This window comes from Streptomyces sp. AF1A (genome assembly GCF_047340315.1).
Lineage (GTDB): Bacteria > Actinomycetota > Actinomycetes > Streptomycetales > Streptomycetaceae > Streptomyces.
In genome coordinates, this window is the sequence record NZ_JBLEBI010000007.1 from 66,089 (window position 1) to 78,882 (window position 12,794).

Consider the following 12,794-nt stretch of genomic DNA (forward strand, 5'->3'; position numbering starts at 1 on the left):
TCGTCACCTCCTGGGAACTCTTCCGGACGGGTGTCAGCTGGTGCCGAGACCGGCGGCGTCGACCGGGCTCTCGCCCGCGGCCTCGAGGACCTTGTTGAGGATCGTCAGGTCGTAGATCCCCTTCAGGTCCGGCTTGTCCAGCAGGCCGGCCTTGACCGCGTGCGCCGCCTCGGTGCCGAGGGTGGAGGCCAGCGGGTCGTCGGTGAACTGGATGGACTTCCAGGCCGGGTCGAGGACGTCGGCGGGCAGCTCCTTGCCGGAGTCGATGCCCAGCTGCTTGTTCGCGGCAGCCTTGGCCCGGTCCGGGTTGGCGTTGATCCACTTGTTGGCCTCGACCGAGGCCCTCAGCACGGCCTCGACGGCCTTCGGGTGCTCCTCGAGGAAGGCCTGGCGCACGATGATGTTGGTGATCACGAACTTCTTGTCCGGCCACAGCGCCGACTCGTCCAGCAGCACCTTGCCGCCCTCGGCGACCAGCTTGGACGCGGTCGGCTCCGGCACCCAGGCGCCGTCGACCGACCCGGCCCTGAACGCGTCCGGGGTCACCTTGTTGTCGCTGCGGACGACCGTGACGTCACCCTTGCCGCTCTGCGCGTCGACCTTCCAGCCCTGCTGCGCGGCCCAGTTGAGGAACGCCACGTCCTGGGTGTTGCCGAGCTGAGGGGTGGCGATCTTCTTGCCCTCGACGTCCTTCAGGGACGTGATCTTCTTCGGGTTCACGACCAGCTTCACCCCGCCGGACGCCGAACCGCCGATGATCCTCAGGCTCTTGCCGTCGGACTTGGTGTAGCCGTTGATCGCCGGGGACGGGCCGATCCAGCCGATGTCGATGGAGCCCGAGTTCAGCGCCTCGATCTCGGAGGGACCCGCGTTGAAGGTCGCGTAGTCCGCCTTGGTGGCGCCCAGCTCCTTCTGGAAGAGGCCCTGCTCACGGCCGACCAGCGCGGTGGCGTGGGTCAGGTTGCCGAAGTAGCCGATCTTCACGGAGTCGAGTCCGTCGATCTTCCTGGCGCCGGCGGCGACCTTGGTGGTGTCGTCGTTCTTGGACTCGGAGCCGTAACCGCAGGCGGCGAGCGTGAGGAGGGGAAGGGCGGCGAGCGCGGCCATGCCGCGGCGCAGGTACGTCGATCGGTTGGCAGGCACGGGAGGGTTTCCTCTCGTTGGCCCGGCGGTCACGGTCTCTCAGGTCGTGGCCGGGGGGTCGGCAGGTCTTCGTTCACTGCGGTGGGGGGTGAGGGCGCGCATGCGGTGCGCGTACGTCAGCGCGCACATCGCGCCACTCCGCCCTGCCCGCTGCCGAGGGCGCCGCTGCCGACACGGCCGCCCTCCTTCGCGAACGTCGAGAAGAAATCCGTGGAGTTCATGTCAGAAGTCCCAGCCGTCCTGGTCGGCCTGGTCCTTGACCGGGTCGGGGGAGGCGAACGACTCGCCGACCATGCCCGCGGTGAGCGTGGTGCCGTCGCTCGGGTCGATCAGGATGAACGAGCCCGTGCGCCGCGAATCGGCGTAGGAGTCGAGGGGCAGCGGCTCGGCGGTACGGATCTTCACCCGGCCGATGTCGTTGGCGACGAGCTGACCCGGGTGCGGGTGCAGCGACAGGTCGTCCAGCGTGAGCCGGGACGGGATGTCCTTCACGATCGCCTTCACCGTGCGGGTGCCGTGCTTGAGCAGCACCCGGTGGCCGACGGTCAGCGGCTGGTCGGCGACGTGGCAGACGGTCGCCTCCACGTCCTGGGTGGTGGCCGGCGCGTCCTTCGTCGGCACGATCAGGTCGCCGCGCGAGACGTCGATGTCGTCCTCGAGCAGCACCGTCACCGACTGCGTCGTCCAGGCCGTGTCGACCGGCGTGCCGAGCAGGTCGATCCCGGAGATCCTCGTCCTCAGGCCGGACGGCAGGACGGTGACGTCGTCGCCGACCCGGAAGGTGCCGGCCGCGATCTGGCCCGCGTAGCCCCGGTAGTCGGGGTGGTCGGCGGTCTGCGGCCGGATCACGTACTGCACGGGCAGCCGGGCGTGGCAGTGCGCCAGGTCGTGGCTGACCGGCACGGTCTCCAGGTGCTCGAGCACGGTCGGGCCGCCGTACCAGTCCATGTTCGCGGACGGTTCCACCACGTTGTCCCCGGCGAGCGCCGAGATCGGGATCGCGGTGACCTCGGGGACGCCCAGCTCGGTCGCGTAGGCCGTGAACTCCTCGGCGATCGCGGCGAACACGGGCTCCCGGTACGCGACGAGGTCCATCTTGTTGACGGCGAGGACGACGTGCGGGACCCGGAGCAGGGCGGCGATCGCGGCGTGCCGGCGGGTCTGCTCGACCACGCCGTTGCGGGCGTCGACGAGGATCACGGTCAGCTCGGCGGTGGAGGCGCCGGTGACCATGTTCCGCGTGTACTGCACGTGTCCCGGCGTGTCGGCCAGGATGAACCGGCGCCGCGGGGTCGCGAAGTAGCGGTAGGCGACGTCGATGGTGATGCCCTGCTCGCGCTCGGCGCGCAGGCCGTCGGTGAGCAGGGCGAGGTCCGGGCCGTCCTGGCCGCGGCTCGCGGAGGCGCGCTCCACGGCCTCCAGCTGGTCGGCGAGGACCGACTTGGAGTCGTGCAGCAGCCGCCCGACGAGCGTGGACTTGCCGTCGTCGACGGAGCCGGCGGTGGCGAACCGCAGCAGGGTGGTGGCCGAGAGCGCCTCGGTCGTGGTCGTGCTCATCCTTAGAAGTACCCCTCGCGCTTGCGGTCTTCCATCGCGGCCTCGGAGAGCTTGTCGTCGGCGCGGGTCGCGCCCCGCTCGGTGAGCCGGGAGGCGGCGATCTCGGCGATCACGGCGTCCAGCGTGGTGGCGTCGGAGTCGACGGCGCCCGTGCAGGACATGTCGCCGACGGTCCGGTAGCGCACCAGGCGCTTCTCGACGCTCTCGCCGTCCTTCGGGCCGCCCCATTCGCCGGCGGTCAGCCACATGCCGGACCGCTTGAACACCTCGCGCTCGTGCGCGAAGTAGATCTGGGGCAGCTCGATGCCCTCGCGGGCGATGTACTGCCAGACGTCCAGCTCGGTCCAGTTGGACAGCGGGAAGACCCGGACGTGCTCACCGGGGGCGTGCCGGCCGTTGTACAGGTTCCACAGCTCGGGCCGCTGGCGGCGCGGATCCCACTGGGAGAACTCGTCGCGCAGGGAGAACACCCGCTCCTTGGCTCGGGCCTTCTCCTCGTCCCGGCGGCCGCCGCCGAACACGGCGTCGAACCTCTCGCTCTGGATCTTCTCGGTCAGCGGGAGGGTCTGCAGCGGGTTGCGGGTGCCGTCGGGACGCTCCTTCAGCACACCGCGGTCGATGTAGTCCTGCACCGAGGCCACGTGCAGCCGCAGCCCGTGCCGGGCGACCGTGCGGTCGCGGTACTCCAGCACCTCCGGGAAGTTGTGCCCGGTGTCGACGTGCAGCAGCGAGAACGGCACCGGCGCCGGGGCGAACGCCTTCAGCGCCAGGTGCAGCATGACGATCGAGTCCTTGCCGCCGGAGAACAGGATCACCGGGTTCTCGAACTCGCCCGCCACCTCGCGGAAGATGTGCACCGCCTCGGACTCCAGCGCGTCCAGGTGCGAGAGCGCGTACGGGCTGTCCGTGCCCTCCTCGACCTTGGCGACCGTGGTCATGCCAGTCCCTTCTCGCTCAGCAGGGCGTACACCGACGCCGCGGACTCCTGCACCGTCTGGTGCTGCGACTCGATCCGCAGGTCCGGCGCCTTGGGCTCCTCGTACGGGTCGTCGACCCCGGTGAGCCCGCGCAGCTCGCCCGCGGCCTGCTTGGCGTACAGCCCCTTCACGTCGCGCACGCTGCACACCTCCACCGGGGTCGCCACATGGATCTCCAGGTACGGCGTGCCGTTCTCCTCGTGCCGCCCGCGCACCGCCTCCCGGCTGTCCGCGTAGGGCGCGATCACCGGGACCAGCGCCTTGACGCCGTTGCGCGCCAGCAGTTCGGCGACGAAGCCGATGCGCTGCACGTTGGTGTGCCGGTCCTCGCGGGAGAAGCCGAGGCCCGCCGAGATGAACTCGCGGATCTCGTCGCCGTCGAGCACCTCGACGCGGTGGCCCTCGGCGCGCAGCCGGCCGGCCAGCTCGTGCGCGATGGTGGTCTTGCCGGCACTCGGCAGACCCGTGAGCCAGACGGTGGCTCCGGTGGTCACGTGGTTCTCCTGGATCGCCGTGGTCGTGTCCGTCCCAGCAGTGGCAACGTCAGCTGTGGACGAGGTGTGAGTCGCTGTGTGCGCGCTCATCCGTGCAGCCCGCACTCGGTTTTTGCGCGGCCCGCCCAGCGGCCGGCGCGCGCGTCCTCGCCCTCCAGGACCCTGCGGGTGCAGGGGGCGCAGCCGATGGAGGCGTAGCCGTCCGTCAGCAGCGGGTTGGTGAGCACTCCGTGCTCGGCGACGTAGGCGTCCACGTCGTCCTGGGTCCAGCGGGCGATCGGGGAGACCTTGACCTTCTGCCGCTTCTCGTCCCAGCCGACGACCGGGGTGTTCGCCCGGGTCGGGGACTCGTCGCGGCGCAGGCCGGTCGCCCACGCCTGGTAGTTCTTCAGGCCCTCTTCGAGCGGCTCGACCTTGCGCAGCGCGCAGCACAGGTCCGGGTCGCGGTCGTGCAGCCTTGTGCCGTACTCGGCGTCCTGCTCGGCGACCGTCTGCTTCGGCGTGAGGGTGATGACGTTGACGTCCATCACGGCCTCGACGGCGTCGCGGGTGCCGATGGTCTCCGGGAAGTGGTAGCCGGTGTCGAGGAAGACGACGTCCACGCCCTTCAGCACGCGCGAGGCGAGATGGGCGACCACGGCGTCCTCCATGGAGGAGGTGACGCAGAACGACGCGCCGAAGGTGTCCACCGCCCACTGGAGGATCTCCAGCGCCGGGGCGTCCTCCAGGTCACGGCCCGCCTGCTCGGCGAGTGCCTTCAACTCCTCGGCCGTACGGTCTTGCTGAGTCGTCGTCATATTCCGTCTTCCCCTCCGTTGTCGGCTCGCTGAAGGCCCCGGGCGAGCAGTCCGAGGAACTTCAGCTGGAAGGCGCGGTTGCACGCCGCGCATTCCCAGGCGCCGTGACCCTGCTCGTTCGGACGCAGGTCCTCGTCGCCGCAGTAGGGGCAGTAGAAGGGCGCGGCGCGCTCGCTCACGACAGCGCCTCCTCGGAGGCGCGGGACGCCCAGGTGGCGAACCGCTCGCCGTCCTCGCGTTCGGCCTGGAAGCGCGTGAGGAGCCGCTCGATGTAGTCGGGCAGTTCCTCCGCCGTGACCTTCAGGCCCCGCACCTTGCGGCCGAAGGCCGGCTCCAGGCCGAGCGCGCCGCCCAGGTGCACCTGGTAGCCCTCGACCTGCTCGCCCCGGTCGTTCAGGACCAGCTGGCCCTTGAGACCGATGTCCGCGACCTGGATGCGGGCGCAGGCGTTCGGGCAGCCGTTGAGGTTGATGGTGATCGGTTCGTCGAACTCCGGCAGCCGGCGCTCGAGTTCGTCGATCAGCTGGGAACCGCGCTGCTTGGTCTCGACGATCGCGAGCTTGCAGAACTCGATGCCGGTGCAGGCCATGGTGCCGCGCCGGAAGGAGGACGGCCGGGCGGTGAGGTCCAGCGCCTCCAGACCCTCGACCAGCGAGTCCACCTTGTCCTGCGCGACGTCGAGGATGATCATCTTCTGCTCGACGGTGGTGCGGACCCGGCCCGAGCCGTGCGCCTCCGCCAGATCGGCGATCTTCGTCAGCGTGGCGCCGTCGACGCGGCCGACGCGGGGGGCGAAGCCGACGTAGAACCGGCCGTCCCGCTGCCGGTGCACACCGATGTGGTCGCGCCACTGCTGGACCGGCTGCTCGGGGGCGGGCCCGTCGATCAGCCTGCGCCCTCCCAGGTACTCGTCCTCCAGCACCTGACGGAACTTCTCCGGGCCCCAGTCGGCGACCAGGAACTTCAGGCGGGCGCGGTTGCGCAGCCGCCGGTAGCCGTAGTCGCGGAAGATGGAGACGACGCCCTCGTAGACGTCGGCGACCTCCTCCAGCGGTACCCACGCGCCGAGCCGCACGCCCAGCTTCGGGTTGGTGGACAGGCCGCCGCCGACCCAGAGGTCGAAGCCCGGGCCGTGCTCGGGGTGCCGTACGCCGACGAACGCGACGTCGTTGATCTCGTGCACCACGTCCAGCAGCGGCGAGCCCGAGATGGCCGTCTTGAACTTGCGGGGGAGGTTCGAGTACGCCTTGTTGTTCAGGACGCGGCGCTTCATCTCCTCCAGCGCCGGGGTGGGGTCGATGATCTCGTCCTCGGCGATGCCCGCCACCGGGGAGCCGATCATCACGCGCGGGGTGTCACCGCAGGCGGTGACCGTGGACAGGCCCACGGCCTCCAGTCGCTCCCAGATCTCGGGCACGTCCTCGATCCGGATCCAGTGGTACTGGACGTTCTGCCGGTCGGTGATGTCCGCGGTGCCGCGCGCGAACTCCTGGGAGATCTCGCCGATGACCCGCAGCTGCCCGGTTGTCAGCGCGCCGCCGTCGATGCGCACCCGCATCATGAAGTAGCGGTCGTCCAGCTCCTCCGGCTCCAGCACGGCGGTCTTGCCGCCGTCGATCCCGGGCTTGCGCTGGGTGTACAGGCCCCACCAGCGCATCCGGCCGCGCAGGTCGCTCGGGTCGATCGAGTCGAAGCCGCGCTTGGAGTAGATCGTCTCAATGCGTGTCCGCACATTGAGACCGTCGTCGTCCTTCTTGACCTGCTCGTTGCCGTTGAGCGGGGTGAAGTGGCCTACGGCCCACTGACCCTCACCGCGGTGACGGCTCACCTTGCGGCGGGGCGCTGAGGCGGCAGGGTTCTGCGGGGTGGCGGCCATGGTTCTACGTCCTTCGGGACCGAGGGGAGTCAGCTCTGACCTGCACAGACGCGCGCACGCGGGCAGGCGTGCGCGTCGTTGCGCAAGGAGGATCGGGAAAGAGGGTTCGCGGCGGTGCTGGAGCGGTCAGCTCGCCGGACAGATGGCGCTGGACATGCGGCCGAGGTCGACGTGCCGCCGACTCACCAAGGCAATTCCAGTTCCAGGCATGACGGAAGCGTGTCATGGCGATCTGGACAGAGTCCAGCTTCGTCCGTCATGCGGACATGCTTGTCTCGTTATCAGAGACAGGCGTGTCGTCGCTCACATACCGTGCGCGAAGGCTTGTCCCACCAGGTCAGGCGGGGTACGCGCCGGGCCACGGCCCCGGCGTCGCCAGCTCCGGCTCCAGCTCCACCTTGGTGTCGAACAGCGTGAAGCCGCGCCGCTGGTAGTTGGCCATGGCGTACTCGCCGTCCTTGCTGCACGTGTGCAGCCACACCCGCTTCGTCGGCGTCCGCCCCGGCCACCGCTCGGCCAGGTCCCAGGCGCGGGCCGTGCCGTAGGCCAGCAGGTGCCCGCCGATGCGGCGGCCCCGGAAGGCGGGGATCAGGCCGAAGTAGGCGATCTCGACCACGCCCTCGTCCTGCGGGTCCAGCTCCACGTAGCCGGCCGGGGTGCCCCGGTCGTAGGCCACCCACGTCTCCACGCCCGGCCGGTCCAGGTGCTCCTGCCACCGCGCGTACGTCCAGCCGAGCCGGTCGGTCCAGCGGATGTCGCCGCCGACCGAGGCGTACAGGAAACGGCTGAACTCGGGGGACGGCACCTCGGCGCGGACGATCCGCACGTCACCCTCCGGCGCCGCGGCGGGCAGGAGGTCGGCCGGGGAGGTCTGCTCCAGGGACCACGTGGTGACAGGCACGCTGCTCATGCGGGCCAGGGAACCATCCCGCCCCCCGGTCTGTCGATCGAACGGGTCACCCCGTGGCGAGGCGCACGTCCTCCGGTTCGGCGGTGGGCCCGGTCGTACGGGGGTGCGGTTGCCGGGTGGTTCGCCGGTCGGTCCGGTCGCAGGGGGGTGCGGTCGCCGGGCGGTTCGCCTGCCGCCGGCCGGCCCGGTCACCCCATCGAGCGGTCGAGTTCGGCGAGCGGCAGTGCGAAGAGCATGCGGTCCGACAGCGACCAGACCTCGCCGGTCTCCTGCCAGTACGACAGCGAGCTCGCGGACTCGGCCCAGCAGCGGTGGGAGGCGTCGGCGCCGCACCGGGTCCCGTCCGCGCCGTCGGTGTCCTGCCGCCACAGCCCGCCGTGTCCGTCCCGCGAGCCGGGCAGGTGTCCCACATACCAGGACGTGCCGTCCGCCCCGGGGCGCCGGTACGACAGCACGCCCCGGATCCCGGCCGTCCGGCTCCGGTACGCCTCGGTCGCGTCCACCCGCCCCGCGGCGTCCGTGGCGAGCAGACCCTCGCGCGCCGGGTCCGTGCTGAACCTGTACCGCCACAGCCGCGCGTTGCGCGCGCCGTCGGGCGCGGTCCACTCCGCGGCGACCAGGCTGTCGGGCACCGTGCCCCGGTCCAGGGCGAGCGCGCCGGGACAGGGCGGCCCGGCGGAGGCGCAGCGGCCGGCGGTGAAGCGGTAGGAGCCGACCGTCGGCATCACGTACTGGTAGCCGTCGGCGGACCAGCCGCCGCGCACCCGGCCGATCCCGGGACCGTCGACCGTGGTGCGCTGGATGCGGTCGAGGTCGTAGACGTACAGCGCGTCGGCGCTGCCGGCCGAGGTGGTGACCAGCAGCTTGTTCTCGTACCAGACCATTCCGGAGACCTGGGCGGTCAGGCCCCGGTAGTTCCGGCCGCCCTGCACCGGGACGACCAGCAGAACCCAGCGGTAGGCGAGCCGGGCGGGGTCGTCGGCGTTCACGAACGCGACCCGGGCGAGACCCCGTTCGGCGGGGCGGCCGACGGTGGTGCTGTGGGTCCAGCCGGAGAGGACGACGCGATGGCTGCCCCAGACGCCGTCGTCGTCGGCGTCCCCGGAGGTGGTCACCGAGGCCGGCCGCCAGCCGGTGCCGGCCGTGTCGGCCCGGTCCCAGCAGTAGGCGCGGGTGGCCGCCGGGGCGACGGGCAGGGTCGCCCGGTCCGCGGAGGAGCAGCCGGCGGACTCGCGCATGCCGTGGTCGGCGCTCCGCAGCACGGCGTCCACGCCGACCGGGCGGCCCATCGAGGCGGCGAGCCGGTTCAGGGTGCGAGCGGGGACCAGCCGCTCCTGGAGCCGGAGCCGGGCGGTGTCCGCGGGGGAGGTGAGCGGCTTGAGCGCACCGGGGTTCTCGGTGACCTGGGCCTGGGAAGCGCTGATCAGCGTGGCGGCCGCGGTGAGCGCCAGCGCGGTCCCGGTCAGGACGCCCCGCAGCGCCGCGCCCCGCCTGCGCCTGCGGTGTCTGCCGCGATGCTTCATCTCTCCTCCCGCGGGCCTGCCAACTGCGCCTGCTGATCCGTACGTTGATCCGAGGAGCAGCTGGGAAGGCCCGTAGGGGATGCTACGGCAGTTACGATCCGCGCAGGGCCAAGACCCCGCAAATACGCGGAAGACACGCTCAGGGAGCCGGCGTGCCCGGCGTGGGCCGCGCGCCGGCCATGGCGGCCCGCCTGCGCTCCACCGCCGGCGCCGTCGACCGGGGCAGCAGGTCACGTGGGTCGCCGGGCAGCAGTACCTCGACCTCCGCGGCCTGGGAGATGCGATACGGCCGGTGCTCCAGAAGTCCGCCCAGGTAGCGCCGGATGCGCGACATCTCGGCCCGTACCGTCACCGTGCGTGAGGGGTCGCCGAACAGGTCCTCGGCCAGGTCCGCCGCCCCGCGCCCGCCGGGCTGTTCGGCCAGCAGGAACAGCAACTCGGCGTGCCGGTTGCTGAGTTCTCGCGACCAGGAGCCGGCCGAGGCCGACACCGTCACCTTGCAGCGGCCGGGCCGCGCGAGGTCCAGCACCAGGCGGGTGGCGCAGGCGGGGGGCGGTTCGTCGTCCGCCCGCAGCAGCCAGCCCCCGGCCAGCGGCTCCACCGCGCACGAACCGAGCGCGGGCAGCCACCGGCGGCCCGGCGCGAGCGACTTGGGCAGCGTGACCCGGCGCAGGTACGGCATCCCGGTCACGGCCGCCGCCCAGCCGTCCTCGTCCACCACCAGCGCCCGCCCGTCCAGCCGGGCCAGCACCGGCGCCGCCACCGTGCGCAGGCGCTCGAGCGCGGTCACATGCAGCTCCCGCAGCCGCGCCTCGGCGAGCTTGGCCACCGCGTCCACCCAGGCGAGGGTCGCCGGGTGCATGGTCTCCAGCGGGCCGCTGACGTCGACGACGCCGATCAGTCTGCCGTCTCTGGGGTCGGTGATCGGGGCGCCGGTGCACGTCCAGGAGGTGTGCGAGCGCACGAAGTGCTCGCCTGCGAACACCTGCACCGGCCGTCGTACGACCGCCGGGGTGCCCACCCCGTTGGTGCCGACGACGTCTTCCCGCCAGTCGGCGCCGAGTTCAAATCCGAGGCCGTCCGCCTTGCGCAGCACGGAAGGGGACCCCTCGCGCCACAGCACGCGCCCGTCGGCGTCCGCGACGACCATGATGTGCTGGGCGACGTCCGCGACCGAAAGCAGACCTTCGCGCAGCACCGGCAGGACGTGCCGGAGCGGCGACTCCTCGCGCCGGCGCAGCACTTCCTCGGAGGCCAGCAGCCCGGACCTGAAGTCCCGGTCGGGGTCGACGCCGCTGCGCAGCATCCGCCCCCAGGACTGCTCGATCACCGGCCGCGGCGCGATCCGCGCACGTTGACCGGACAGCGTGGCCTCGCGTACCTCGCTCAGCACCCGCGCCGCCTGCGCCGCATCCACGGCGGCCAGTCGCGCCACGTTCATCGGCGGGTTCCCCACTGGGTTCCTCCCGGAGAAGGGCATCGAACATGCTTGTCAAGCCGTCCGGGCGGCGGATTCCGGTCCGGCTGTGCCCCTCATACTGCCGGTACGGGCAGGCCGGAGGCACACACTCCGCGCACATGCGCCAACAAGTTGCAACCCTCTGCAACCCTGGTGAACCACCGGCGGACGGCTGAGACTTGACGGCGACGCGTTACGCGTCCGGGGCTTCAAGGGGCCCATGAGGTGGGGGTGGTGCCGTGTCGGCGCAGCACCACCCCTACTGGGGTTCGCCGGCCCCGCGCCCCTGCGCGGGTCCGCGCACGCCTGTCAGGAAGCCGGACTCGCCCGGTTCACCACGTAGGTCAGGTCCAGGCCCGCCGGCAAGGTGCCGAAGGAAGAGCCGTGGTCGCCGCCCAGGCGGGAGGCGCAGAAGGCGTCGGCGACCTCCGCCGGGGCGTGGCGGACCAGCAGGGAGCCCTGGAGGGCCAGGGCGAGGCGTTCGACCAGGCGACGGGCGCGGCCCTCCATGCCCTCCAGGTCGGCGAGTTCGGTGAAGAGGCCCTTGACCGCGCGGTCGAGCCGGTGGTCGGCGCCGTGGGCCCGGCCGATCTCGGTGAGGCAGGCGTCGAGCGCACCCGGCTCCCGTTGCAGCGCGCGCAGCACGTCGAGCGCCTGGACGTTGCCGGCGCCCTCCCAGACGGAGTTCAGGGGCGACTCGCGCACCAGCCGGGGCAGGCCGGACTCCTCGACGTAGCCGTTGCCGCCCAGGCACTCGGCGGCCTCGACCGCCACCGGTGCGCACCGCTTGGTGATCCAGTACTTGGCGGCGGGCACGGCCAGCCGCAGGAAGGCGAGCTCCTGCTCGCTCCCGTCGTCGTGGGCCGCCGCCAGCCGCAGCGCGAGCGCGGTCGCGGCCTCCGACTCCAGTGCGAGGTCGGCGAGGACGTTGCGCATCAGCGGCTTGTCGATCAGCCTGCCGCCGAACGCCTCGCGGTGGGTGCAGTGGTGGATCGCCTGCGCCACCGCCTGCCGCATCAGGCCCGCCGAGCCGAGCGCGCAGTCCAGCCGGGTCGCTGCGACCATCCCGATGATGGTGCGCACCCCGCGCCCCTCCTCCCCCACCCGGCGCGCCCAGGTGCCGTCGAACTCGACCTCGGCGGAGGCGTTGGAGCGGTTGCCCAGTTTGTCCTTCAGCCGCTGGATCCGGAAGACGTTGCGGCTGCCGTCGTCGAGCACCCGCGGCACCAGGAAGCAGGTCAGGCCGCCGGGGGCCTGGGCCAGCACCAGGAACGCGTCGGACATCGGCGCCGAGCAGAACCACTTGTGCCCGGTCAGGGCGTAGGTGCCGTCCTCCGCCAGCGGACGGGCGGCGGTGGTGTTCGCCCGTACGTCGCTGCCGCCCTGCTTCTCGGTCATGCCCATGCCGAAGAGTGCTCCGGCCTTGCGGCCGGCGGGCCGCAGGTCCCGGTCGTAGACCGTGGAGGTGAGCCGCGGCTCCCACACGGCGGCGAGCGCCGGGTCGGTGCGCAGCGCGGGCACGGCCGCGTGGGTCATGGACAGCGGGCAGCAGTTGCCCGCCTCGACCTGGGTCCACACGAGGAACCCGGCGGCCCGGCGCACATGCCCGGCCGGGCGCGTCCAGGCCCCGGTCAGCCCGGCCGAGACGCCCTTGCCGAGCAGCCGGTGCCAGGCCGGGTGGAACTCGACCTCGTCGACGCGGTGGCCGTACCGGTCGTGGGTGCGCAGCCGGGGCGGATGCTCGTTCGCCTGCACACCCCACTCCTGCACCTGAGCCGAACCCGAGGTCCGGCCGAGCGCGGACAGCTCGCTGCGCACCTCGTCCAGCACGTCGGCGGGGGTGTGCCGCTCGACCGCCTCCACCAGGGCGCGGTCGGCGGTGAAGACGTCGTAGCCGACCAGCGGGGGCGGCTGGTTCGTCACGGTGTGGGTGGAGGTGCCTGCCATGACTGCGAACCTACCCGGGACGGCGGCGGTGATGGCCTCCGGAGTGGCACGACGTCACCGGGCCCGGCCCCGGTCCCGCTCACCTGAGCCGAAGAGGCCGCCCTGCCCACC

The 12,794-nt window shown here is 72.0% G+C and carries 12 protein-coding genes; all 12 read right to left on the reverse strand.

The genetic code is table 11. From position 1 onward, the window contains the following. Window positions 1-33 precede the first annotated feature (33 nt). Window positions 34-1,143: an aliphatic sulfonate ABC transporter substrate-binding protein gene (locus ACLU3S_RS04080; protein WP_413950325.1), complete on the reverse strand. Its 1,110-nt coding sequence runs from the start codon at window positions 1,141-1,143 to the stop codon at window positions 34-36. 222 nt (window positions 1,144-1,365) lie between these two features. Continuing rightward, window positions 1,366-2,700: a sulfate adenylyltransferase subunit 1 gene (locus ACLU3S_RS04085; RefSeq protein WP_413950326.1), complete on the reverse strand. Its 1,335-nt coding sequence runs from the start codon at window positions 2,698-2,700 to the stop codon at window positions 1,366-1,368. Window positions 2,701-2,702: 2 nt separating this feature from the next. After that, window positions 2,703-3,638: a sulfate adenylyltransferase subunit CysD gene (gene cysD, locus ACLU3S_RS04090; RefSeq protein ID WP_413950327.1), complete on the reverse strand. Its 936-nt coding sequence runs from the start codon at window positions 3,636-3,638 to the stop codon at window positions 2,703-2,705. Then, the gene (gene cysC, locus ACLU3S_RS04095) at window positions 3,635-4,171 is read right to left on the reverse strand and encodes an adenylyl-sulfate kinase (RefSeq protein ID WP_413950328.1); all 537 of its coding nucleotides are present in this window, start codon (window positions 4,169-4,171) and stop codon (window positions 3,635-3,637) included. Before cysC ends, cysD begins: the two co-directional genes overlap by 4 nt. An 86-nt stretch (window positions 4,172-4,257) precedes the next feature. Then, entirely contained in the window at window positions 4,258-4,968 is a 711-nt protein-coding gene (locus tag ACLU3S_RS04100; protein WP_413950329.1) for a phosphoadenylyl-sulfate reductase, read from the reverse strand. Beyond that, on the reverse strand, window positions 4,965-5,147 hold the full coding sequence (locus tag ACLU3S_RS04105) for a hypothetical protein (protein ID WP_413950330.1): 183 nt from the start codon (window positions 5,145-5,147) through the stop codon (window positions 4,965-4,967). The genes ACLU3S_RS04100 and ACLU3S_RS04105 overlap by 4 nt, the downstream gene beginning before the upstream one ends. Further along, window positions 5,144-6,844, reverse strand: a complete 1,701-nt coding sequence (locus ACLU3S_RS04110; protein ID WP_413950331.1) for a nitrite/sulfite reductase — start codon at window positions 6,842-6,844, stop codon at window positions 5,144-5,146. The genes ACLU3S_RS04105 and ACLU3S_RS04110 overlap by 4 nt, the downstream gene beginning before the upstream one ends. Window positions 6,845-6,970: 126 nt before the next feature. Beyond that, window positions 6,971-7,054, reverse strand: coding sequence for a putative leader peptide (locus ACLU3S_RS04115; protein WP_310739661.1), 84 nt, complete (start codon window positions 7,052-7,054; stop codon window positions 6,971-6,973). A gap of 127 nt (window positions 7,055-7,181) precedes the next feature. Further along, window positions 7,182-7,754 (reverse strand): GNAT family N-acetyltransferase, encoded by a 573-nt coding sequence (locus ACLU3S_RS04120; protein ID WP_413950332.1) that lies wholly within the window; start codon window positions 7,752-7,754, stop codon window positions 7,182-7,184. Window positions 7,755-7,942: 188 nt separating this feature from the next. Beyond that, a complete protein-coding gene (locus tag ACLU3S_RS04125) occupies window positions 7,943-9,277 on the reverse strand; it encodes a hypothetical protein (RefSeq protein WP_413950333.1) in 1,335 nt (444 codons plus the stop codon). A 139-nt stretch (window positions 9,278-9,416) separates the two neighbouring features. Continuing rightward, window positions 9,417-10,718 (reverse strand): GAF domain-containing protein, encoded by a 1,302-nt coding sequence (locus tag ACLU3S_RS04130; RefSeq protein WP_413950334.1) that lies wholly within the window; start codon window positions 10,716-10,718, stop codon window positions 9,417-9,419. 327 nt (window positions 10,719-11,045) lie between these two features. After that, entirely contained in the window at window positions 11,046-12,683 is a 1,638-nt protein-coding gene (locus ACLU3S_RS04135; protein WP_413950335.1) for an acyl-CoA dehydrogenase family protein, read from the reverse strand. Window positions 12,684-12,794 lie beyond the last annotated feature (111 nt).